Source organism: Pseudomonas shiyinii, from assembly GCF_056725765.1.
Genome location: NZ_CM161522.1, coordinates 3,557,259 through 3,580,387, shown reverse-complemented (window position 1 = coordinate 3,580,387; position 23,129 = coordinate 3,557,259). Strand labels below are relative to the sequence as shown.

The 23,129-nt window shown below is 65.1% G+C and carries 20 protein-coding genes; 6 read left to right on the top strand and 14 right to left on the bottom strand.

Annotation, left to right across the window (positions count from 1 at the left end; translation table 11 throughout):
* Window positions 1-8: 8 nt before the first annotated feature.
* Window positions 9-797, top strand: a complete 789-nt coding sequence (locus ACXHGZ_RS16100) for a class I SAM-dependent methyltransferase (RefSeq protein WP_480460570.1) — start codon at window positions 9-11, stop codon at window positions 795-797.
* A 298-nt stretch (window positions 798-1,095) separates the two neighbouring features.
* Here ACXHGZ_RS16100 and ACXHGZ_RS16095 read toward each other — a convergent pair whose 3' ends face one another.
* The gene (locus ACXHGZ_RS16095) at window positions 1,096-1,725 is read right to left on the bottom strand and encodes a TetR/AcrR family transcriptional regulator (RefSeq protein ID WP_172402940.1); all 630 of its coding nucleotides are present in this window, start codon (window positions 1,723-1,725) and stop codon (window positions 1,096-1,098) included.
* A gap of 172 nt (window positions 1,726-1,897) precedes the next feature.
* Here ACXHGZ_RS16095 and ACXHGZ_RS16090 point away from each other — a divergent pair, with 172 nt between their 5' ends.
* Together ACXHGZ_RS16090 and ACXHGZ_RS16085 are read left to right on the top strand one after the other, a co-directional pair.
* Window positions 1,898-2,998: an efflux RND transporter periplasmic adaptor subunit gene (locus tag ACXHGZ_RS16090; protein ID WP_324814538.1), complete on the top strand. Its 1,101-nt coding sequence runs from the start codon at window positions 1,898-1,900 to the stop codon at window positions 2,996-2,998.
* Between the two features lie 6 nt (window positions 2,999-3,004).
* Window positions 3,005-6,064, top strand: a complete 3,060-nt coding sequence (locus ACXHGZ_RS16085) for an efflux RND transporter permease subunit (RefSeq protein WP_480460569.1) — start codon at window positions 3,005-3,007, stop codon at window positions 6,062-6,064.
* Between the two features lie 140 nt (window positions 6,065-6,204).
* Here the strand turns inward: ACXHGZ_RS16085 and ACXHGZ_RS16080 are convergent, their stop codons facing one another.
* From ACXHGZ_RS16080 to plsB, 5 genes are all read right to left on the bottom strand, one after another.
* Window positions 6,205-6,894: a DUF4197 domain-containing protein gene (locus ACXHGZ_RS16080; RefSeq protein WP_480460568.1), complete on the bottom strand. Its 690-nt coding sequence runs from the start codon at window positions 6,892-6,894 to the stop codon at window positions 6,205-6,207.
* Window positions 6,895-6,924: 30 nt separating this feature from the next.
* A complete protein-coding gene (locus ACXHGZ_RS16075) occupies window positions 6,925-7,323 on the bottom strand; it encodes a YbaY family lipoprotein (RefSeq protein ID WP_480460567.1) in 399 nt (132 codons plus the stop codon).
* A 70-nt stretch (window positions 7,324-7,393) separates the two neighbouring features.
* Window positions 7,394-8,113, bottom strand: coding sequence for a hypothetical protein (locus ACXHGZ_RS16070; protein WP_480460566.1), 720 nt, complete (start codon window positions 8,111-8,113; stop codon window positions 7,394-7,396).
* Window positions 8,114-8,242: 129 nt separating this feature from the next.
* Entirely contained in the window at window positions 8,243-8,668 is a 426-nt protein-coding gene (locus tag ACXHGZ_RS16065) for a YbaY family lipoprotein (RefSeq protein ID WP_480460565.1), read from the bottom strand.
* Between the two features lie 80 nt (window positions 8,669-8,748).
* Window positions 8,749-11,235 carry a glycerol-3-phosphate 1-O-acyltransferase PlsB gene (plsB, locus tag ACXHGZ_RS16060; protein WP_480460564.1) on the bottom strand — a complete coding sequence of 829 codons (2,487 nt, stop codon included), beginning with the start codon at window positions 11,233-11,235 and terminating at the stop codon, window positions 8,749-8,751.
* 231 nt (window positions 11,236-11,466) lie between these two features.
* Here plsB and ACXHGZ_RS16055 point away from each other — a divergent pair, with 231 nt between their 5' ends.
* Window positions 11,467-11,676, top strand: coding sequence for a cold-shock protein (locus ACXHGZ_RS16055; protein WP_084854326.1), 210 nt, complete (start codon window positions 11,467-11,469; stop codon window positions 11,674-11,676).
* 79 nt (window positions 11,677-11,755) lie between these two features.
* Here the strand turns inward: ACXHGZ_RS16055 and ACXHGZ_RS16050 are convergent, their stop codons facing one another.
* The 4 genes from ACXHGZ_RS16050 to ACXHGZ_RS16035 all read right to left on the bottom strand — a co-directional run bounded on the left by ACXHGZ_RS16050 (window position 11,756) and on the right by ACXHGZ_RS16035 (window position 16,879).
* Window positions 11,756-12,133 carry a hypothetical protein gene (locus tag ACXHGZ_RS16050; RefSeq protein WP_480460563.1) on the bottom strand — a complete coding sequence of 126 codons (378 nt, stop codon included), beginning with the start codon at window positions 12,131-12,133 and terminating at the stop codon, window positions 11,756-11,758.
* A gap of 17 nt (window positions 12,134-12,150) precedes the next feature.
* Window positions 12,151-12,963, bottom strand: coding sequence for a putative RNA methyltransferase (locus ACXHGZ_RS16045; protein ID WP_480460562.1), 813 nt, complete (start codon window positions 12,961-12,963; stop codon window positions 12,151-12,153).
* Window positions 12,963-14,114, bottom strand: a complete 1,152-nt coding sequence (gene dapE, locus ACXHGZ_RS16040) for a succinyl-diaminopimelate desuccinylase (protein WP_480460561.1) — start codon at window positions 14,112-14,114, stop codon at window positions 12,963-12,965. The genes ACXHGZ_RS16045 and dapE overlap by 1 nt, the downstream gene beginning before the upstream one ends.
* 173 nt (window positions 14,115-14,287) lie before the next feature.
* On the bottom strand, window positions 14,288-16,879 hold the full coding sequence (locus ACXHGZ_RS16035; RefSeq protein WP_084854336.1) for a glycosyltransferase: 2,592 nt from the start codon (window positions 16,877-16,879) through the stop codon (window positions 14,288-14,290).
* A 229-nt stretch (window positions 16,880-17,108) separates the two neighbouring features.
* Between ACXHGZ_RS16035 and tcdA the strand changes: the two genes are divergently transcribed.
* Window positions 17,109-17,918 (top strand): tRNA cyclic N6-threonylcarbamoyladenosine(37) synthase TcdA, encoded by an 810-nt coding sequence (gene tcdA / locus ACXHGZ_RS16030; RefSeq protein WP_480460560.1) that lies wholly within the window; start codon window positions 17,109-17,111, stop codon window positions 17,916-17,918.
* A 34-nt stretch (window positions 17,919-17,952) separates the two neighbouring features.
* Here tcdA and ACXHGZ_RS16025 read toward each other — a convergent pair whose 3' ends face one another.
* From ACXHGZ_RS16025 to ACXHGZ_RS16010, 4 genes are all read right to left on the bottom strand, one after another.
* The gene (locus ACXHGZ_RS16025) at window positions 17,953-18,363 is read right to left on the bottom strand and encodes a SufE family protein (protein WP_480460559.1); all 411 of its coding nucleotides are present in this window, start codon (window positions 18,361-18,363) and stop codon (window positions 17,953-17,955) included.
* Entirely contained in the window at window positions 18,360-19,565 is a 1,206-nt protein-coding gene (locus tag ACXHGZ_RS16020; protein ID WP_480460558.1) for a cysteine desulfurase, read from the bottom strand. The genes ACXHGZ_RS16025 and ACXHGZ_RS16020 overlap by 4 nt, the downstream gene beginning before the upstream one ends.
* A gap of 78 nt (window positions 19,566-19,643) precedes the next feature.
* On the bottom strand, window positions 19,644-20,678 hold the full coding sequence (gene dapD / locus ACXHGZ_RS16015; RefSeq protein ID WP_480460557.1) for a 2,3,4,5-tetrahydropyridine-2,6-dicarboxylate N-succinyltransferase: 1,035 nt from the start codon (window positions 20,676-20,678) through the stop codon (window positions 19,644-19,646).
* A 41-nt stretch (window positions 20,679-20,719) separates the two neighbouring features.
* On the bottom strand, window positions 20,720-21,067 hold the full coding sequence (locus tag ACXHGZ_RS16010; protein ID WP_480464075.1) for an ArsC family reductase: 348 nt from the start codon (window positions 21,065-21,067) through the stop codon (window positions 20,720-20,722).
* A 315-nt stretch (window positions 21,068-21,382) separates the two neighbouring features.
* Between ACXHGZ_RS16010 and ACXHGZ_RS16005 the strand changes: the two genes are divergently transcribed.
* Window positions 21,383-23,029, top strand: a complete 1,647-nt coding sequence (locus tag ACXHGZ_RS16005; protein WP_480460556.1) for a Na+/H+ antiporter — start codon at window positions 21,383-21,385, stop codon at window positions 23,027-23,029.
* Window positions 23,030-23,129 lie beyond the last annotated feature (100 nt).

Here is a 23,129-nt window from a genome sequence, read left to right as displayed (position 1 = left end):
GGGAACGGATGGTAGAGCTAGAGCAGGGCGCGGGTATCAGGGTCGAGGCGTTGTCGGCCGAATTTCAGGCCCAGGCGGTGGCGTGGGCCGAGCGCTTGGGCTTGCCACTGGTGGACGACGCTGCCGGCTTCGCCGTGCAGGTAGGGGCCGAGGGATTGCAGATCCAGCAATTGGGGCCACAGGCACCGGGGCCGGTGCGGGTGGATTTCGTCGAGGGGCAGGCGGCCCATCGGCGGCTCTATGGCGGCGGCAATGGGCAGATGATCGCCAAGGCGGTGGGCATCGCCCAGGGCGTGCGGCCGCAGGTGCTCGATGCCACGGCGGGGCTGGGCAAGGATGCGTTCGTCCTGGCCAGCCTGGGCTGCCAGATGACCTTGATCGAACGCCAGCCGTTGATTGCCGCCTTGCTCGAGGATGGCCTGGCGCGGGCGCGCGGCGATGAGGAGGTCGGCGCGATCGTGGCGCGCATGCGCTTGCTGACGGGCAACGCGATCGAGCGCATGCGCAGTTGGGAGGGCGAGGCGCCGCAGGTGATCTACCTCGATCCGATGTTCCCGCATCGGGACAAGAGTGCGTTGGTGAAGAAGGAAATGCGGGTGTTTCGGCCCTTGGTGGGCGATGACCTCGATGCGCCGGCATTGCTCGAGGCGGCCCTGGCGTTGGCTTCGCACCGGGTGGTGGTCAAGCGGCCGCGCAAGGCACCGATGATCGAGGGGCCCAAGCCAAGCCACAGTCTGGAGGGGAAGTCGAGTCGGTATGACATCTACCCCAAGAAGGCGCTCAAGACTGGCGGGTGAGTGGTCGCTTTGGTGCTGGGTGGCGCCTGGGCTGGCGTTGTTTATTCAATGGGATTGGCGGTGGGCTGTTGGGCCAATCGCGGGACAAGCCCGCTCCTACAGGAGGGCGCGGTCTCCCTGTGGGAGCGGGCTTGTCCCGCGATTAGGCCAGAAAAGCCAACCAATCAATATGATTTTTCGACACCGTCGAGCGCGATGCCGGGGCCGGATGCAGGGCCAGCGTTTTGTCGCGTGGGCGGAAAGGTGCCTGAGCGGGAGGAGGGTGTCACTTACTCGAGACCTACATTCAAAAAAGCGCCTAAACCCGATACGCCCGCATGAACAAACCAACCACCTCTCGCACATGCGCCTCGGCCTCATCCCCCACCAATGCCGGTGCACACCCCAGCAGCAACCGATAATCCGGCGCCCCCTTCACCAGGCAGAAGAAGTGCTCCGCCGCCCGCAACGGGTTGTCGATCGCCAGAAGCCCTCGCTGCGCCACACACCGCAGCAGCGACTCCATGCCCCCGAGCACCCGTTTCGGCCCCGCTTCCCAGAAGTACTCCCCGAACCCAGGGTCCTGGTTCCCCAGGGCAATGATCAACCGGCTCAACCTCACCGACTCGTCACTGCTGATCAATGCATGGAAACCGCGAGCGATGTTCAGCAGCACCTGCTCCAGCGGTACCCCCTCGGGGAGTTCGAAGATCAGGTCCGGCAGTTGCGCCTGGCAAGTCGCCATGACCGCCGAGCCGAACAGCGTCTGTTTGTCGGTGAAATGGCTGTAGACCGTGAGCTTTGAAACACCTGCCGCCGCAGCGACCGCATCCATGCTGGTGTTGGCATAGCCAAGGCTGAGGAACAGCGTCTTGGCGGCTTCGAGGATGGCCTCGCGTTTGGCCAGGTCCTTGGGCCGGCCCGGGCCTATGGGGGCGTCGTGGGACATGGGGATCCGAATCTGGTTGAAAAAGGCCTCCATCTTACCGGGTATGACGGCGATGGGCGTGTGCTGGGCGAACGTTTTTCTCGCATCTGCCCGCTTCCCCGGGCCGATCAGCTGACTTAATATACTCGCCAGTATAAATATTCCAGGCGCTGCCCCCGAAAGGATTTCCATCATGTTGCGTCATGCCTTGCCCATCGTTTTGCCTGTCGCCTTGGCCCTGCTGCTGTCCGCCTGCGGGCAGGAAACCGCGGCACCCGCGGCGCCTCGTCCGGCGCTGGTGGTCCAGCCCCAGCCGGCCGGCGCGTCGGCCGACAGCTACCCAGGCGAGGTGCGGGCCCGCTTCGAACCGGAGCTGGCCTTCCGGATCGGCGGCAAGGTCACCAAGCGCCTGGTGGAGGAAGGGCAGCGGGTCAAGGCGGACCAGCCCCTGGCAGAACTCGACCCTCAGGATGTGCGCCTGCAACTGGAGGCCAACCGCGCCCAGCTTGCCGCCGCCCAGGCCAACCTGGCCCTGGTGCGGACCGAGCGCGACCGCTATCAGAAGTTGCTAGAGAAGCAGATGGTCAGCCGTTCCCAGTTCGACAACGCCGAGAACCTCTACCGCGCCGGCCTGGCCCGACTGAAACAGGCCAAGGCCGAATTCGACGTGGCCGGCAACCAGGCTGAATACGCGGTGTTGCGCGCTCCCCAGGCTGGCGTGATCGCCAAGCGCCAGGTCGAGGTGGGCCAGGTGGTGGCCGCCGGGCAAACAGTCTTCACCTTGGCCGCCGACGGCGAGCGTGAAGTGCTCATCGGCCTGCCGGAGCAGCAGTTCGCCCGTTTTGCCGTGGGGCAAACGGTCAGCGTGGAGCTGTGGTCGCACCCCAATGCGCGCTATGAAGGGCGTATTCGCGAGTTGTCTCCGGCGGCCGATCCGCGTTCACGCACCTTCGCCGCGCGGATTGCCTTCACCTCGGCCAGCGCACCGGCAGAGCTGGGCCAGAGCGCGCGGGTGTTCATCGCCCATGCCGAACAGGCGCCGCTGTCGGTGCCGCTGTCGGCCGTCACCGCCGAGCAGGGCCAGGCCTATGTCTGGCGTGTCAACAAGGACAGCCGGCTGGAGCGCGCCGTGGTGCGCCTGGGGCCCTATGGCGCCGACAGCGTGCCGGTGCTCGAAGGCCTGCGGGCCGACGACTGGGTAGTGGCCGCCGGTGGCCATGTATTGCGCGAAGGGCAGCAAGTCCGGCCCGTGGATCGCACCAACCGTGATGTGGACCTGGCGGCCAAGGAGTAAGTCCCGATGGGTTTCAATCTTTCCGCCTGGGCCCTGCGCAACCGGCAGATCGTGCTGTTCCTGATGATTCTCCTGGCCGCGGTTGGCGCCATGTCCTACACCAAGTTAGGGCAGAGCGAGGATCCACCGTTCACCTTCAAGGCCATGGTCATCCGCACCCTCTGGCCGGGCGCCACTGCCGAGGAAGTCTCCCGGCAGGTCACCGAACGCATCGAGAAGAAGCTGATGGAAACCGGCGAGTACGAGCGCATCGTTTCGTTCTCGCGCCCGGGGGAGTCCCAGGTCACCTTCATGGCCCGGGACTCCATGCATTCGCAAGCCATCCCCGAACTCTGGTACCAGATCCGCAAGAAGGTCGCGGATATCCGCCATACCCTGCCGCCGGAAATCCAAGGGCCGTTCTTCAACGACGAATTCGGCACCACCTTCGGCAACATCTATGCCCTGACCGGTGCCGGCTTCGACTACGCGGTGCTCAAGGACTATGCAGACCGCATCCAGATCCAGCTGCAGCGGGTCAAGGACGTGGGCAAGGTGGAACTGCTCGGCCTGCAGGACGAAAAAATCTGGATCGAGCTGTCCAACGTCAAGCTGGCGACCCTCGGCGTGCCGTTGCAGGCCGTGCAGCAGGCGTTGCAGGAACAGAATGCGGTGAGCACCGCCGGCTTCTTCGAAACCCCCAGCGAGCGCCTGCAACTGCGGGTGAGCGGGCGCTTCGATACGGTCGAGCAGATCCGCCAGTTCCCGATTCGCGTGGGTGAGCGCACCTTCCGCATCGGCGACGTGGCCGACGTGCACCGTGGCTTCAACGATCCGCCTGCGCCGCGCATGCGTTTCATGGGGGAAGATGCCATCGGTCTTGCGGTGTCGATGAAGGAGGGGGGCGACATCCTGGTCCTGGGCAAGGCCTTGGAAAGCGAGTTCGCCCGCCTGGCCCGCAACCTGCCCGCCGGCATGGAGCTGCGCAAGGTCTCCGACCAGCCGGCGGCGGTGAAGGCCGGGGTCGGCGAGTTCGTCCAGGTGTTGGTCGAGGCCCTGGCGATCGTGCTGCTGGTGAGCTTCTTCTCCCTGGGCCTGCGCACCGGCTTGGTGGTGGCCCTGGCCATTCCGCTGGTGCTGGCCATGACCTTCGCCGCCATGCACTACTTCGGCATCGGCCTGCACAAGATCTCCCTGGGCGCATTGGTGTTGGCCCTGGGGTTGCTGGTGGACGATGCGATCATTGCCGTCGAGATGATGGCGATCAAGATGGAGCAGGGCTTCGACCGGCTCAAGGCGGCCAGCTATGCCTGGTCGAGCACGGCGTTCCCGATGCTCACCGGTACCCTGATCACCGCAGCGGGCTTCCTGCCGATCGCCACCGCCGCCTCGAGCACCGGCGAATACACCCGTTCGATCTTCCAGGTGGTGACCATCGCCCTGCTGACGTCCTGGGTCGCGGCGGTGGTGTTCGTGCCCTACCTGGGCGACCGGCTGTTGCCGGACCTGGCCAAGCGCCACGCGGCGCGCCATGGCGAGGGTGGCCATGACCCGTACGGCACGCCGTTCTACCAGCGGGTGCGCCGGGTGGTGGGATGGTGCGTGCGACGGCGCAAGACGGTGATCGTGCTGACCATCGCTGCGTTCATCGGCAGCCTGTTGCTGTTCCGCTTCGTGCCCCAGCAGTTCTTCCCGGCGTCGGGTCGGCCTGAATTGATGGTCGACATCAAGCTCGCCGAAGGCGCGTCGCTGGCCAATACCGCCGAGCAGGTCAAACGCCTGGAGGCATTGCTCAAGCAGCAGGACGGCATCGAGAACTACGTCGCCTACGTCGGCACCGGCTCGCCGCGTTTCTACCTGCCCCTGGACCAGCAACTGCCGGCGGCCAGCTTTGCCCAGTTCGTGGTGCTGGCCAAGAGCCTGGAGGACCGCGAGGCCTTGCGCAGTTGGCTGATCGCCACGTTGGACGAACAGTTCCCAGAACTGCGCTCGCGGGTCACACGCCTGGAGAACGGCCCGCCCGTGGGCTACCCGGTGCAGTTCCGGGTGACGGGCGAGCATATCGAGAAGGTCCGCGCCCTGGCGCGTGAAGTTGCCGACAAGGTGCGCGAGAACCCCCACGTGGTGAACGTGCACCTGGACTGGGAGGAGCCGAGCAAGGCCGTGTTCCTGGAAATCGACCAGGACCGCGCGCGTGCCCTGGGCGTGAGCACCGCGCACCTGTCGAGCTTCCTGCAAAGCTCGCTCACCGGCACCACTGTCAGCCAATACCGCGAGGACAACGAGCTGATCGAGATCCTGCTGCGCGGGACCGATCAGGAGCGCCGCGAGCTGGGCAACCTGGGCAGCCTGGCATTGCCCACCGACAACGGCCAGAGCGTGGCCCTGTCGCAGGTGGCGACGCTGGAATACGGCTTCGAGGAAGGCGTCATCTGGCACCGCAACCGTTTGCCGACGGTGACCGTGCGCGCCGATATCTACGGCAAGGAGCAGCCGGTGACGCTGGTCAAGCAGATCCTGCCGACCCTGCAGCAGGTGCGCGACCAGTTGCCGGACGGTTACCTGCTGGAGGTCGGTGGCACGGTGGAGGATTCCGAGCGCGGGCAGAAGTCGGTGAATGCCGGCATGCCGCTGTTCATCGTGGTGGTGCTGACGTTGCTGATGATCCAGCTGCGCAGTTTCTCGCGCACGGTGATGGTGTTCCTCACCGCCCCCCTGGGGCTGATCGGCGTGACGCTGTTCCTGCTGGTGTTCCGCCAGCCGTTCGGCTTCGTCGCCATGCTCGGCACCATCGCCTTGGCGGGGATGATCATGCGCAACTCGGTGATCCTGGTCGATCAGATCGAGCAGGATATCGCCGCCGGGCTGGACCGTTGGCAGGCGATCATCGAGGCCACGGTACGACGCTTCCGGCCCATCGTGCTCACCGCGCTGGCGGCGGTGCTGGCGATGATCCCGCTGTCGCGCAGCGTGTTCTACGGGCCGATGGCGGTAGCGATCATGGGTGGGTTGATCGTGGCGACGGTGCTGACCCTGTTGTTCCTGCCGGCGCTGTATGCGGCGTGGTTCAGAGTGAAGAAGGGCTGAAAACCGAAGGGGCGCTGCAGGCCCATCGCCGGCAAGCCGGCTCCCACAGGATGGTGCTGTCCTCAAAGCTAACGCTTTATTTGTGGGAGCCGGCTTGCCGGCGATGGGCAGCCCTCGGGTTTATGTCGGTAGACGGCTGATCACAGCGCGCCGAACACCTTCTTGGCCAGGCTGGTAGCCGCTTGTGCCGGGTTCTGGCGGATGCTCTGTTCCTGCTTGGCAATCATCTCGAACAGGCCGTCCAGCGCTTTCTCGGTGACATAGTTCTCGATGCTGGCGCTCTTGGCGTCGACCACGCCCAATGCCACAGCCTGGCCGGCGAAGTTGTTGTACTGCTGCGCCAGGCCGACCTTGTCGGTGGCTTGCTTGACGATCGGCAGGAACTTGGCGCGGATCTCCTCGCGGCTGCTCTTGTTCAGGTACTGGGTGGCCGAATCCTGGCCGCCTGCGAGGATGTCCTTGGCGTCGGTCACGGTCATCTTCTTCACCGCGTCCACCAGGATGACCTGGGCTTGCGGCACAGCCGCTTCGGCGGCCTTGTTCATGCTGTCTTCCAGGGCTTCGACTTGCTCACCCTTGCCGAACATCTTCATGGCCTTGGCGGCCTTGCCCAGGTTGCCCGGCAACTCGATGCGCACATCCGGGTTGTTGCTGAACCCGCCAGGCGTGCTCAGTTGCTTGACGGCGATTTGGGCGCCCTGGGTCAGGGCGTCCTTCAGGCCGCCGCTGGCATCTTTCTGGGTGAGGTCGCCCAGTGACAGGGCCAGGGCGCTGGCCGACAACAGCAGGCCGGCGCAGAGGGTGGTGAAGCGCAGGGAGGTGCGGATCATGGGTATTTCCTTATAGGCAAAATGGGCGGGTCAGCGCACCGGGTCGACTTTGATACGCACGGGCTGCGGGTCGCTGCCGTCGAGCTTGACGCCATGGTGTTCGGTATTGATGAACAGCAGCTTGCCGTCCAGTTCGATGCGTGCGCTGACGGCATAGCGGTGGCCAGGTTTGACCTGGGCGGGGTCGTAGCTCAGGTGGAAGGGCAGCGGGACGTTGCCCTTGACCGGGCCGGCCTGGTTGGCCAGGGTCACTGCCGGGGCGTCCATCAGCGATACATCCTGCAGGCTGACGCTCAAGGTGGCCGCAGGCGGCAGGGCGATGCGCTGCAGGTAGAAGACTTCGCCATCCAGGCTGGCCTGGTGCGAGGGGGTGTTGCTGGAGCAGGCTGCGAGCAGGGATGCGCCACACAGCATGAAGAACTTTTTCATGGAATCTCCGATGTCCTTGGGGTCGGCTTTTGGCCAACCCCAGGGACTTTAGCGGATTTTTCCGGAGGATTCAGCGACGCGGCTTACGCAGGGTGATTTCGCTCAGGTCCATTGGATTGGAAAGGTCCAGGTTCTTGATGACGTTGCCCGCGAGTAGTTGTTGTCGATCGAGGCTGAAGAGGCCCATGTGCAGTTTTACCCGATACCCAGGGGGAATGACGGAGGCATCCAGGAGCAGGGTGAAGGGTGCGTTCGGCTGTCGGATGAGCCTGGAATGCTCAGCGATGTTGCTCGACGCTCTGTTGCTGTACCCATCTTCCTGGATGAGCAACAAGGTTGTGTCCAGATAGGCTTCTTCCAGCATGAGTTCAGGGGGAATCTGGATAACGCCGGACAGCGGAATGATCGCGGGCGGAATCGGCATTTTTTCTGCGGTGGCCTGCGCTATGCCGTCGATCGGTTCCAATAGCAGGTCCAGAGGGCCGACCTGCGTGCTAGCCTCCCCTGCGAAGGGCTGCGACGCGAAGGCCACCGTACCCGCTTGCCCTGGCGTGGTCGAGCACCTGGCCTCCAGTACTAACGCCTGCTCGGTCTCCAGGCAGGTGCTGTCGACTTGTAGCTGGAAGGGCATGGGCGAGCCGCTGGCCTGGCAGCTCCATGACGCGATGAACTCCCCGTATGGCTGGGTCTCGGTTTTGAGTGTGACGCTCAGGCGGGCAGCACCATCTGCCAGTGTCGGTAGATGGGGGCTGGTTACAGTGCCGAAGATTTCCGTGAAGCGATGGTCCATATGAGCTCCTTGCCATGCGCCGGGTGATGGCGAACGTGCCGTGTGCATGTCTGGCGGACTCTAGGAAATGACGAGGCTGCGGATCAGAGGGAAATGGCACACGAACCGTGAGGCCGTGTGCCCGCTGGATCACCTGGTACGGTTGCCGCCATGGATGCCGTCAGGCTGTTGGTCGATGAAGCCACTGCCGCGTTCGCCACGCATGCAGGCCGGCTCCGCGACCCTGTCGACAGACACGCGCAGCGGACCGGTAACGCCGTCAGGCTCAACAGGGTGCGACACGGTGTTGATGTACCAAAGCTTGTCTTCTTGCTCGATGCGTGCGCCAAGGACATAGCGCCGGCCAGCTTTCAGGCTTCGGCTGTCGTAGTTCAGCATAAGGCGGATCGGCATCACGCCAGCACAACGCAAGCGCAGCTGCGCGATAGCGATGGCTGGCGCATCCGCGAGCGAGGTATCCAGGAGGCTGAGCGAAACCTGTGCCGAGGGTGGAAGGTCCAGGGTGCTGGTAGAGACGATTTCGATATCCAGGTGTTTCATGGATGTATCGGTCATGTGAGGGCTCCGATAAGTATTCGAGTGGATGCAGCCTTGGCATCCTGAATCTTCCGCGGGCCCTCTGGCAGGCTGAAACCCTACACCCCGACGATTTCCTCCGGTTCGTCACGGTGCAAGGCCACCTGACGGATCGACAGGCGCAGCTCGGCCGACAGCACCCGCTTGGCCACGCCCTCGGCCAGTTCGGCGAGCTTGTCGTGATAGCCCAGCTTGCCCTGGGCATCGGGCCGCAGCACATCCTGGCCAACCAGGGTCTGGATGAAGTGGCGGAACAGCGTCTTGTCGAAGAATTCCGGGGCATTGAGCCCATGCAGGATCGACAGGCGCTGGGCCATCATCACGCACAGGTCCTCCAGCTCCTCGGCCGTCAGGGTGTTCTGGCCGCTGTTGAGCAACAAGGACGTCGCCATGTAGAAGCGTTGCAGCGTCTGGGTGATGGCGCGGGCCAGCAGGGTCAGCAGGACGAACTGTCGCGAACTGGGCGCCGGGCGCAGGTAGACGCCGTTCTCGAAGCGCAGCAGGCCCTGTTCCACCAGGGCGGCCAGCCATTGGTCGATCACGCCCTCCAGTTGCCCCGGTGTCCAGCGCAGGAACAGCTCGGCCTGCAGGTAGGGGTACAACGCCTGGACATATTGGCCGACCAGCTCGCGGCTCATGCGCGAGCTGCTCTGGAAGAAGCTCGCCAACAGGGCCGGCAGTGCGAAAATGTGCAGGACATTGTTGCGGTAGTAGGTCATCAGCACCGCGTTGGCTTCATCCAGGTACAGGATGCGCCCCAGGGCGTCCTTCTGTTCGGACAGCAGGCCCATGCCCTTGACGTGCTCGATCAGCGCCGGGCCATCACCCTCCGGCAGGGTGGTGTGCGGGGAATAGGGCACTTGGCGCAGCAGCGCCAGGTAGAGGTCGAGCACCCGGGTCAGGGCGCGGTCGTCCAGGGCCAGGCGGCTGGTGGAGAGCAGCGCCAGGGCCACCAGGTTGACCGGGTTGATCGCTGCGGCTTCGTTCAGGTGACGGGCCACGGTCTCGCCCAGGCGTGTAGTGGTCTCGTTGAGCCAGGCCGGGCGGAACTGTGGGCCGAGCGCCTGTTCGCGCCAGCCGGGCTGCTGCTCGTCGAGGAACCCGGCCAGGCGGATCGGCTCGCCGAAGTTCACGTAGACCTGCCCGAAGCGCTGTTTCAGCGCGCCGACCACCTTGAAGATGTCGAAGATCGACTCCTTCTTCTTGCTCGCCCCGCGCAGCTCGCCCAGGTAGGTACGGCCCTCCAGCACGCGTTCGTAGCCGATATACACCGGCACGAAGACGATCGGTGTACGCGAGGAACGCAGGAAGCTGCGCAGGGTAATGGCGAGCATGCCGGTGCGTGGCTGCAGCATGCGGCCGGTGCGCGAACGGCCGCCCTCGACGAAGTACTCGACAGGGAAGCCCTTGGTGAACAAGGTATGCAGGTATTCATTGAACACCGCCGTGTACAGGGGGTTGCCCTTGAACGTGCGGCGCATGAAGAACGCACCGCCACGGCGCAGCAGGCCGCCGATGACCGGCATGTTGAGATTGATGCCCGCCGCGATGTGAGGTGGGGTGAGGCCGTTGCGGAACAGCAGGTACGACAGCAATAGGTAGTCGATGTGGCTGCGGTGGCAGGGCACGTAGATCACTTCGTGGCCTGGCGCGATGCCTTGGACCTGCTCGATATGGTTGACCTTGATACCGTCGTAGATCTTGTTCCAGAACCAGCTCAGCACCACCTCGAGGAAGCGGATCGCCGTGTAGGTGTAGTCCGAAGCGATCTCGTTGCCGTAGCGCAGCGCCTGGGCTTCGGCCTTGGCATAGGGGATCTTCTCGCGCTCGGCTTCGTCGCTGATCGCCTGGCGCACCAGCGGGTCGTGGACCAGCCCCTTGACCAGGTTGCGCCGGTGGGAGATGTCCGGGCCGATGACTGCAGTCTTCAGGTTGCGAAAGTGCACGCGCATGATGCGCTGGGCCATGCGCACGGTGCGCTCGTGGCCTTTGTTGTGCTGCACCAGCTCGCGCAGGTGGATGGGCGCGGAGAACTGCACGCGGGTCTTGCGGCCCAGGATCATGATCGTCAGCAACCGGCGCAGGCGCCCGGTGACGGCCCAGCTGTCGGCGAACAACAGCTTCCACGGGCTGGACTCGCTGGCCGGCGACTGGCCCCAGAACACGCTGACCGGGATGATCTGCGCATCTTCCTCGGCATGCTGGCTGACTGCGGCCACCAGGCGCTCCAGGGTGGGCGGCGCGCCGCGCTTGTCATGGCGGCCGAGCCAGTCCGGGTCGGGCGTCAGGTAGAAGAACGCAGCCGGTTCTTGCAGCGGGCCCACGGCAACCGGCAGCACCGGGCGCGGCAGCCCGGCCTTGGTGCATTCGCGGTCGACCACGGCCAGGTCGGTCAGCGAGGGCGAGGGCAGGGCGTAGAACACTGGGCGGCTGCGGTCGAGCTTGAGCGTCAGGGACGACTGGTTGATGGTTTCGGAGCGCACCCACAGGTACAACAGGCGACGCAGGGCGCCGAAAATCAGCCGGCGCAGGGGGGAACGGGTCATGGGGTGTGTGCCCTGGGTGAAATGTTTTGGGAATATCCAGGCAGTTAGTCTGCCGTATCTGTGCAAGTTCGGCAAAATTCGCCAAAACTCGTTCCAGTCATGAATTTTTTTTGTTCGCTGTCATATACTCGGTCCGCAGCTTGCAAGATATTTCAGCGAGCTGCGTCAGCACGGGGAGGTGACCCCGTGCTTGCAAGGCGATCTTCAAAATAAAAATCCGGAGTAGTTCAGATGTCGTCTCGTGAGACTGGGAATGTAAAGTGGTTCAACGATGCCAAGGGTTATGGCTTCATTCAGCGCGAGGGTGGTGCGGATGTGTTCGTCCACTATCGGGCTATCCGCGGTGAGGGGCATCGTACCCTGGTCGAGGGACAGCGGGTTGAATACGCCCTCGTGCAAGGCCAGAAAGGCTTGCAGGCCGAGGACGTGATCGGCCTCTAAGGCCTCTGGCTACACGCTTGAAGCTTCAAGCTGCAAGTTGACCGTGGAACTTGCAGCCTGACGCTTACCCGCCGGCGTTTCAGCTGGTGCGCCAGGTGATTTCCTGTTCACCGTCGGCGCTGATGCGGACCCAGCGGTCGGCATCTTCTTCGCCATCTTCCTCGGCCCAGCCACCCGGTGCGCAGCGCACTTCGACCCCGAGTGCGGCATAGGCTGCACGGGCGCAGGCGATGTCGTCGTCCCACGGCGTCTGGTCGCTTTCCAGGAACAGGCTGTTCCATTTCCCCACAGCCTTGGGTACCCAGGTGACCGGAATGTTACCGGCTGTGCATTTCCAGGTCTGGCCACGTTGCTGCCATTGGCTGCAAGAGCCCAGGGCCTGGCCGAGCCACTCGGCCACCTGCTTGTGGTCGACGTCGGTGTCCTTGAGGTAGATCTCGATATCGGGTTGGCGCATAAAGGGCTCCGGTGTGCTCAGTCTTGGCGCACGAAATAGTCATAACGCATGGAAACCGTGACTTCGAACGGTTCGGGCTGGTCGATCACCCGCGCGCGCTTCTCGGCGCTGGCGCGCCAACCATGCGGGGTCATCGCCAGCAGGTCGGCGCGTGCCTGAGGCTCGGCCAGGCTCAGGCGAAACTCCAGCACTTCGCCATGGGCGTGGTACAGGCCCTCCGGGACCAGGGCCAGGTGCTTGTCATCGGCGTAGGGGCGTACTTCATCGTAGAGCACCTCGCGCAGTTCCATCAGGTGGCCGCTGGTCGGCCCGACCCGCATCAGGCCGCCACCGGGGTTGAGCAGGCGCTTGGCCTCGTGCCAATCCAGCGGGCTGAACACGCTGGCGATGAACTGGCAGCTGGCGTCGAGCAAGGGCACCCGGGCCATGCTCGCGACCATCCAGGTTACCTGGGGCGCGCGCCGGCAGGCGCGCTTGACCGCCTCGCGGGAGATATCCAGGGCGTAGCCATCGGCGGTGGGCAGGGCCTGGGCCAGCTGTGCGGTGTAATAGCCCTCGCCGCAGCCGATGTCCAGCCAGGCGCTGGGCTGGCGCTCGGCGGCAAGTTCGGCCAGGCGCCGGGCCACCGGGGCGTAGTGGCCGGCGTCGAGGAAGTCACGGCGCGCCTGGACCATGGCCTGGTTGTCGCCGGGGTCGCGGCTGTTCTTGTGCTGCACCGGCAACAGGTTCAGGTAGCCCTGGCGGGCCCGGTCGAAGCGGTGCCCGACGGGGCATACCACGCCGTTGTCGAGGCGCGTCAGGGCGGCCTGGCAGAGAGGGCAGGCGAGCATCAGGCGAGCAACCGTACCAGGGTCTGGTAGTAGATCTCGGTCAGCAACTCCAGGTCGCTGGCCAGGATACGTTCGTCGACCTGGTGGATGGTGGCGTTCACCGGGCCGAGTTCCACCACCTGGGTGCCCAGGGTGGCGATGAAGCGCCCATCGGAGGTACCACCGCTGGTGGACGGTTGGGTGTCGCGGCCGGTGACGGCCTTGATACCGGCGGACACGGCGTCGAGCAACTCGCCAGGTTCGGTCAGGAACGGCAGGCCGGACAACGCCCAGTCAATGGTCCAATCCAACTGGTGCTTGTCGAGGATCGCCGCCACGCGGGCCTGCAGGCCCTCGACCGTGGATTCGGTGGAGAAACGGAAGTTGAACACCGCGACCAGCTCGCCCGGGACCACGTTGGTCGCGCCGGTGCCGGAATTGAGGTTGGAGATCTGGAAGCTGGTCGGCGGGAAGAATGCGTTGCCTTCGTCCCAGTGCTCGGCGGCCAGTTCCGCCAGGGCCGGGGCGGCCAGGTGGATGGGGTTGCGCGCCAGGTGCGGGTAGGCCACGTGGCCCTGCTTGCCGCGCACGGTAAGCTTGGCGCCGAGCGAGCCACGGCGGCCGTTCTTGACCACATCGCCCAGCAGGGTGGTACTGGACGGTTCGCCGACGATGCACCAGTCCAGGCGCTCGTTGCGCGCCCGCAGGCGTTCGACCACGGCCTTGGTGCCATGGTGGGCCGGGCCCTCTTCGTCGCTGGTGATCAGGAAGGCCACCTTGCCACGGTGGTTCGGGTAGTCGCGCACGAAGCGTTCGCTGGCCACCACCATGGACGCCAGGCTGCCTTTCATGTCCGCGGCGCCGCGGCCACAGAGCATGCCGTCGGCATCGATCAGTGCCTCGAAGGGCTCATGCTGCCAGGCCTGCACGGGGCCGGTGGGCACCACGTCGGTATGGCCGGCGAAGCACAGCACCGGGCCGTCCTGGGTGCCGTGGGTCGCCCAGAAGTTGTCGACGTCTTCGATGCGCATCGGCTCCAGCTGGAAGCCGACAGCACCCAGGCGGTTCATCATCTGGGCCTGGCAATCGGCATCGACAGGGGTGACCGAAGGGCGACGGATCAAGTCGCAGGCCAGTTGAAGGGTAGGCGAGAGCTCGGCAGGGGCCGTCATGAAGGACTCCGGGGGCAAGGCGGGCGGGGAAACAGGGGCGTTATCTTATATCAAATGGTTCCAGGCGGCACGGCCCAATCGCCGGCAAGCCGGCTCCTACAGATGCATCGCAGCCCCTGAGGCTTGTGGGAGCCGGCTTGCCGGCGATGGGCTGCAAAGCAGCCCTGATAGTTTCAAGCCTGCTGCGGCTCGGCCGCCTTTTCCACCGGCTTGGGCAGCGACGACAGGAACGCCATTACCAACGCCGCCACATAAGGCAGCGACTGCACCAGCAACATCGCCACCCAGAAGCGCATGTCCGCGCCAGGCAAGCCTTGCACCAGGTAGATGCCCAGCGCTGCGCCCCACAGCATGAGCATGATGAACAACTCCTCCCGGGCCTCGGAAATCGCCACCAGCAAGCCATGGCTGTCGGCATTCTTGGGCGTGCGGAAGAACGGCATGCTGCTGGTGAAGAACCCGTACAGCACCGCCTTGGCGATGGTATGCGACAGTGCCAGCCCTGCCAGCGCGGCGGCGAACGCATCCTTGAGGTCGACACCCACGGCGCGGCGGTACAGGAAGATGATCTTGCCGACCTTGAAGAAGAACAGCGCCAGCGGCGGAATGGCGAAGATCATCAGCGGTGGGTCGACCCGTTGCGGCACGATGATCATCGCGGCCGACCACAACAACGCACCGACGGTGAAGAAGATGTTCATGCCATCGGCGATCCATGGCAGCCAGCCGGCCAGGAAGTGGTAGCGCTGGCCGCGGGTCAGCTCGCTGCCCTTGCCCCGCAGCAGGGCGGCGGCGTGGTGCTTGATGATCTGGATGGCGCCGTAGGCCCAGCGGAAGCGCTGCTTCTTGAAGTCGATGAAGGTGTCCGGCATCAGGCCTTTGCCGTAGCTGTTGTGCGCGTAGGCAGCCGACAGCCCCTTTTCGAACACCCGCAGGCCCAGCTCGGCATCTTCGCAGATGCACCACTCGGCCCACCCCAGCTCCTGCAGCACCGAACGGCGGGTCATGGTCATGGTGCCGTGCTGGATGATCGCGTCACGGTCGTTGCGGGTGACCATGCCGATGTGGAAGAAGCCCTTGTACTCGCTGTAGCACAGCTTCTTGAAGGCGCTTTCATGCTGGTCGCGGTAGTCCTGGGGCGACTGCACCACGGCGATCTTCGGGTCGGCGAAGTGCGGGACCATGTGCTTGAGCCAGTTGCGGTCGACGCAGTAGTCCGAGTCGATCACGGCGATCACTTCGGCATCGGCGGCGGTGTGTGGGATCAGGTAGTTCAGCGCGCCACCCTTGAAGCCGGCCAGCGGCGCTACGTGGAAGAAGCGGAAGCGCTCGCCCAGCAGCTCGCAATGGGCCTTGAGCGGTTCCCATACGGCCGGGTCCTTGGTGTTGTTGTCGATCACCAGCACTTCATAGTCGGGGTAGTCGAGGGCGGCCAGGGCGTCGAGGGTCTGTTTCACCATCTCGGGCGGCTCGTTGTAGCAGGGCACGTGGATCGAGACCTTGGGCCGGTAGGCCGTGTCCGCCTGCACCGGTAGGAATTCCCTGCGCCGCTTGTGGATCCACACCGCTTCGGCCAGCTCATGGGCCTCGGTCAACAGCACGATGAACACGCCCAGGGCGCCCAGGGCCAGCAAGACGCCCACGGTCACGCTGAACCAGGTGCTGTACTGCTGGCTGTAGTCATAGGCGATCCACACCAGCACCGACCCGCACAGGAAGGTGATGAAGGTGAGGAAGGTGCGGCCACGCTGGCGCAAGGCCGAGCCGTCGATCAACAGCACCGCCAGGGCGATCAGCGCCAGCACCACCGAGGCCACGGCCAGGGCGCGCCATTGCGGGATGGCGACCACGGGGCCCTCGAAATTGAATTTTTGCTGGCGCGCGGCGTTGAACACGCCCCAGTAGGCGCCCACGGAGCCTTCGTCGCTGGCTTTCCAGGGTTGGTCGTAGGCCTCGATGACGAAATAGTTGTAGCCGCGACGGTTGAGGGTATTGACCAGCGTGCGCAGGTAGATCGCCTGGTCGGCCTGGGTGGCGTCGGCACCGCCGCGCATGCGCCCGTTGCTGGGCCAGCCGACCTCCGAGAGCAGCAACGGCTTGCGTGGGAATTGCTGTTTGAGCTCGCGGGCGCGGTCGAGGACGAACTGCAGCGAGTCCTTCATCGGCACGAACTCCCAGTAGGGCAGGATATGCGCGGCGATCAGGTCGACATGCTTGGCCAGCTCCGGGTTTTCCTTCCAGATGTGCCATTGTTCGCTGGTCGTGACCGGGACCTTCACCGCTGCCCGCACCCGGTCCAGGTAGTTGATCAGTGCTTCGGGGGTGATCTCCTCGCGGAACAGGGCTTCGTTGCCCACCACGACCCGCACCACGCTGCGCGAGGTATTGGCCAGTTCGATGGCCTTGGCGATCTCACGCTCGTTGCGTTCCAGGTCCGGGCTGATCCAGATGCCCAGGGTGACGCGCAACCCCAGTTCCTCGGCCAGGCGAGGGATGTCCGCCTGGGTACCCTCGACCGTATAGATGCGGATGCTGTCGGTCAGCTTGCTCATCTGCTCCAGGTCCTGGAGCATTTCTTCATCGCTGGGGTATTGGCCTTTCTGTGGGCTCTGGCCCAGGCGGAACGGCGAATAGGAGAAGCCGGAGATCTGCTCCGGCCAGGCAGGGGCGGACACCGGGCGGTTGATCAGCGCCCAGAAGCCAGTGAACAGCGCGGCGATGGCCAGGACCACCACCAGGTTGAGACCGAATTTGCGTGATGACATAGGTGTTTCAGGTTCCGAAGGGGGAGCGGGGCGGGCCTTGCCAGGGCAAGCAATGCTTGGATTGCCCGCGCACGATGAAGTTCTGATGCCGCTCGGCTATCGCTCAGGACGCTTTGGTTGATGGGGTATTAAAGCAGGGTTTGTAGGGTCTTTACTAACAAGGGCGGCATGGCGGCCCCAGGGCTGGCCTGTTGGCATATAATGCGCGCCGTTTTTTCAGGGGGTGAGCATGAGCACAGAAGATCCACGCTTTGCCGGCGTTGCCCGGCTGTATGGCGAGCAGGGCCTGAAGCGCCTGCGCCAGGCCCATGTGGCGATCGTCGGTATCGGCGGGGTCGGTTCCTGGGCGGCCGAGGCCATGGCCCGCAGCGGCGTGGGCGAGATCACTTTGTTCGACCTGGACGATGTCTGCGTCAGCAACACCAACCGCCAGGCCCATGCCCTGGAGGGCCAGGTGGGGCGGCCGAAGGTGGAGGTGATGGCCGAGCGCCTGCGCGCGATCAACCCGGCGTGCACTGTGCATGCCGTGGCCGACTTCGTCACCCGCGACACCATGGTCGAGTACATCACCGAAGCGCTCGACTGCGTCATCGACTGCATCGACAGCGTCATGGCCAAGGCCGCATTGATCGCCTGGTGCCGCCGGCGCAAGATCGCCATCGTCACCACCGGTGGCGCAGGCGGGCAGATCGACCCGACCCAGGTGCAGGTCGGTGACCTCAACAAGACCTTCAACGACCCGCTGGCCTCGCGGGTGCGTTCGACCCTGCGGCGCGACTACAACTTCTCGCGCAATGTGTCGCGCAACTATGGCGTGCCGTGTGTGTTTTCCAGCGAGCAGCTGCGCTATCCCAAGGGTGATGGCAGCGTCTGCCTGCAGAAGAGCTTCGTGGGCGAGGGCGTGCGCCTGGACTGCTCAGGTGGCTTTGGCGCGGTGATGATGGTGACCGCGACCTTCGGCATGGTCGCGGCGAGCAAGGCGGTGGAGAAACTGGTGGCAGGGGCGCGGCGGCCTTCGGAGCGCATCAAGCCAGAATAACCGCCCTGCTCGCGCCCTGTAGGAGCGGCGTTGGTCAGCGGTTGGACGCCAACTCTGCCATGCGCTGGAGCACTGCATGCAAGCCATTGCTGCGCGATGGCGACAACTGGCGCTCCAGCCCCAGCTGGGTAAACCAGCCGCGCAGGTCCACCTGGGCCAGGTCCGCGCTTGGCAACCCTTGCACCCGCACCAGCAGCAGGGCCAGCAGCCCACGCAACAGGCGGGCATCGCTGCTGGCCTTGAAGTGCCATTGCCCCTGGTCGTTCTCGGCCACCAGCCAGACCAGGCTTTCGCAGCCATGCACGCGGTTGGCTTCGCATTTCTGCGCATCGTCCAGTGGCTCCAGCCGATCGCCCCACTGCATCAGCAATCGCGCCCGCTGTTCCCAGCCGCGCGCCTGCTCGAAGCTCTCCAGCGCCTGGCTGGCCTCTGCCGACAGGCTCATCGCAACAGCTCCAGGCCTTGGTCGAGGGCGTCGAAGAAGCGCACCAGGTCGTCGCCGTCGTTGTACAAGGCCAGCGACACCCGAATCGCGCCTTCGAGCCCCAGGCCCTTGAGCAGCGGCATGGCGCAGTGATGCCCGGCGCGCACGGCGATGCCTTGCTCGGTCAGCACGTGGGCAAGGTCGGCATTGTGCACGCCTTCCACCACGAAACTGGCCAGCGCCGCTTGCGGCGTGCCCAGGATGCGGATGCCGTCCCGGTCGGCCAGGCCACGCAGCAGATGCTGGTGCAGGTTGGCTTCATGCTGGGCGACGGCCGTAGCGTCGAGGCTGGCGAGGTAGCCAAGGGTCGCGCCCAGGCCGATGACGCCGGCGATCGGTGGGGTGCCGGCTTCGAAGCCCAGCGGCGCGGGGCGATAGCTGGCGCTGTGATAGTCGGCCAGTTGCACCATTTCGCCGCCGAACTGCCAGTGGCGCAGCAGCTCCAGCGCTCCGGGGCGTCCATACAGCACGCCGACGCCTTCGGGGCCGTACAGCTTGTGGCTGGAGAACACATAGAAATCGCAGCCCAGCTGTTGCACGTCGTGGCGACCATGGACGATGCCCTGGGCACCGTCGACCACGGTCAGTGCGCCCTGGGCCTGGGCGTGGGCGAGCAACGCAGGCAGGGGTTGCCAGGTGCCCAGCACATTGGACAGCTGGCTCACCGCCAGCAACCGCGTACGGGGGCCGATCAGTTGCAAGGCTTGGTTCAGGTCGATGTGGCCGTGTTCGTCCAGTGGCAGTACCACCAGGCGCAGGTCACGGCGCCGGGCCAGCTCCTGCCAGGGCAACAGGTTCGCATGGTGCTCCAGGGCGCTGATGGCGATTTCGTCGCCAGCCTCGAAGCGGTATTCCAGGCCATAGGCCAGCAGGTTCAGCGCCGAGGTGGCGCCATGGGTGAAGACCACCTGGCGCGCGTCGCCGGCGTTGAGCCAGGCGGCGACCTTGTCACGGCTGGTTTCGAAGGCCTGGGTGGCCATGGCGCCGGGCAGGTGCTGGGCGCGATGCACATTGGCCGCGCCGTGGCGGTAGTAATGGTTCAGGGCATCGAGCAGGGCCTGGGGCTTCTGGGTGGTGGCGGCGCTGTCCAGGTAGGTCTGGTGCTGCCGTTGCAGGGCGGCGATCGCGGGGAAATCGGCACGCCAGGGGGAGGGCTGGAACATGATCACGGGACCTGAAATGAAAATCGGGCCTGGTGCTAGGCCAGACCCGATCTTATCACTTCGAACCCGTCATGGTTCTCAGTTGTGGGCGTGCAGCGCCTCGTTCAGCTCGATGGCCGACTTGTGGGTCTTGCATTCCACTGCGCCGTTCAGCGAGTTGCGGCGGAACAGCAGGTCGGTCTGGCCGGCCAGGTCACGGGCCTTGACCACCTTGACCAGTTGGTTGTTCTCGTCCAGCAGGTTCACCTTGGTACCGGCCGTGATGTACAGGCCCGCTTCCACGGTGTTGCGGTCGCCCAGCGGGATGCCGATGCCGGCATTGGCGCCGATCAGGCAGCCTTCGCCGACCTTGATGACGATGTTGCCGCCGCCGGACAGGGTGCCCATGGTCGAGCAGCCGCCACCCAGGTCCGAGCCCTTGCCGACGAACACGCCCGCCGAGACGCGGCCTTCGATCATGCCCGGGCCTTCGGTGCCGGCGTTAAAGTTGACGAAGCCTTCGTGCATGATGGTGGTGCCTTCGCCGATGTAGGCGCCCAGGCGTACACGGGCGGTGTCGGCGATGCGCACGCCGGCCGGGACCACGTAGTCGGTCATCTTCGGGAACTTGTCCACCGAGAACACTTCCAGCAGCTCGCCCTTCAGGCGTGCCTCGAGCTGCAGTTCGGCCAGCTCGCTCAGGTCCACCGCGCCCTGGTTGGTCCAGGCGACGTTCGGCAGCAGCGGGAAGATGCCGGCCAGGCTCACGCCGTGCGGCTTGACCAGGCGGTGGGACAGCAGGTGCAGCTTGAGATAAGCCTCCGGGGTGGAGGCCAGGGCGCCGTCTTCGGCCAGCAGGGTGGCGACCAGCGGCTTGTGGCTTTCGGCCAGGCGGGTCAGCAGGGCGGCCTGGCCGGCATCCACAGCCTTGAGTGCTTCGGCCAGCTGGGCGGCCTGGGCGTTGCTGAAGGCGATGGCCTGGTTGCCACCTTCATAACCGAGGATCGGGGCGATGGCGGCGACCAGCTCGGCGCTCGGGGAAACCAAGGGCTGTGCGTAGAAGACTTCCAGCCAGGCACCCTGGCGGTTCTGGGTGCCGACACCGAAGGCCAGGCTGAACAGGGTAGTGGACATGCGATTACCTCATGCAAATAAGGGGTTGAAGCGAAGGCGGTTCAGGCCAGTGCCGCGGCGTACAGGTCGGGCTTGAAGCCGACCAGGGTGCGGCTGCCAAGGTCGAGTACCGGGCGCTTGATCATCGACGGCTGGGCCAGCATCAGCTCGACGGCCTTGGCCTGGTCGAGACCGGCCTTGCTGGCGTCATCCAGCTTGCGGAAGGTGGTACCGGCGCGATTGAGGACCACTTCCCAGCCGTGCTCGTCGCACCAGCGGTTGAGGCTGTCGCGGTCGATGCCTTGGGTCTTGTAGTCGTGGAATTCGTAGGCAATGGCCTGGCCTTCGAGCCAGGTGCGTGCCTTTTTCATGGTGTCGCAGGCTTTTATGCCGTAGAGCGTGTAGGTCATCGTGTGCATTGGGGTTCGAAGGCCGCCCCAATTTCTCCGTGTTCGATTGTCAGTCGCGGGATTATGCGGGAACGCTCCCTGGAGCGCCACGGGTGTGCATGGCTTGGGGGCTCGGTGCATGGTCGATCGCGCGCAGTCGCAATCCTGAAGCCCTGCACCTCGCCCCTGCCACGTATCATCATGTTACATATTCACTCGCCCCCTGCGACTATCGTGCAGCGGCCCCGTTTCCCCATCCGCCGCTAACATATTGTTTCAATGGCGAGGATTCGCCCCGTTGTCGCTTTATTCGGATTACACAGGAAGCCTTTGCCGATGCAGTCAGCCTATACCGTCCTCATCCTGCTGACGCTGGTAAGCGTGTCGAAACTGGTCGGGCGGGTGGTCCCGCTGCCATTGCCGCTGGTGCAGATCGCCGCCGGCGCGCTGCTGGCCTGGCCGACCCTGGGCCTGCACGTGGCGCTGGACCCGGAGCTGTTCCTGTTCCTGTTCTTGCCGCCGCTGCTGTTCGCCGACGGCTGGCGTATGCCCAAGCGCGAACTGTGGCGCCTGCGTGGGCCGGTGGTGGCCTTGGCGGTGGGGCTGGTGCTGTTCACCGTGGTCGGTGCGGGCTACTTCATCCACTGGATCCTGCCGAGCATTCCCCTGCCGGTGGCCTTCGCCCTGGCGGCGGTACTGTCGCCCACCGACGCCGTGGCGGTGTCGGCCATCGCCCAGGATCGCCTGCCTACCCCGTTGATGCACATGCTCCAGGGCGAGGCGCTGATGAACGATGCGTCGGGCCTGGTGACCTTCAAGTTCGCCCTAGCTGCGGCGATCACTGGGGTGTTCTCGCTGACCGAGGCGAGCGTGACCTTCGTCATCGTCGCCCTGGGCGGCCTGGCGGTCGGCGTGGCCCTGAGCTGGCTGATCGGGCGGCTGCGGGCCTGGATGATCGCTCGCGGCTGGGACGATCCGGCGACCCACGTGGTGTTCATGTTGCTGCTGCCGTTCGCCGCTTATGTGCTGGCCGAGCGCCTCGGTGTGTCGGGCATCCTCTCTGCGGTAGCGGCCGGCATGATGCAGAGTTGGCTCGACCTGCTGCCGCGCCAGACGAGTACGCGCCTGCTCAACCGCAGTGTGTGGTCGCTGTTGGAGTTCGCCTTCAATGGCCTGATCTTCCTGCTGCTGGGCCTGCAGTTGCCGGACATCATCAAGGCTGTGGTCAGCGACGAAGCTACCGTATGGCCGACCCTGGCCTGGCGCTGTCTGGACGTGGTGGCGATCTTCGTGGCGCTGGTGGCGCTGCGCTTCGTCTGGGTGCAGAGCATCTGGCGGGCGATCGGCGTGGTACGCCGTTGGCGCGGCAAGCCGGAGCTGGTGCTGGTGCCCACCACCCGGTCCTGCCTGCTGTTGACGCTCGGTGGCGTACGCGGGGCGGTAACCCTGGCAGGCGTGATGTCGGTGCCATTGCTGATGGGGGCGGGCAAGGCTTTCCCTGAGCGTGATCTGCTGATCTTCATCGCCGCCGGCGTGATCCTGCTGTCGCTGGTCAGTGCCTGCATCGCCCTGCCGCTGTTGCTGCGCGGGGTGACCAAAAGCCCGGACGAACGCCTGCGCCAGGAGGTACAGGACGCCTGGCGGCGTACGGCGGAGGCGGCCATCCATGCCTTGGAGGCCGAGGAGGTGGTCGATGCCAATGCGCCTCAGGATGCAGCCCAGGCGACCTTGGCGGTGGAGCTCAAGGCGCGCTTGATGGCCGAGTACCGTGATGAGCTGGACAGCTACAACGACACCGCCGAAGCCCGGGCCCTGGCCGAACAGATGGACCTGCTGGAGCGGCGATTGCGGGTGCGGGCCCTGAGGGCGCAGCGGTTGGCGTTGTACGAACTGCATCGCAAGCACTTGGTGGGCGATGAGGTGGTACGCCAGGTGCTGGGGGAGCTGGACATGAGTGAGGCGAACCTGGGGCAGGTCAGGTAGCACCGTCGCTGACCCATTCGCGGGACAAGCCCGCTCCCACAGGGTACGCGCTGCCTTCAAGATAGCGAGGCCTCTGTGGGAGCGGGCTTGTCCCGCGAAA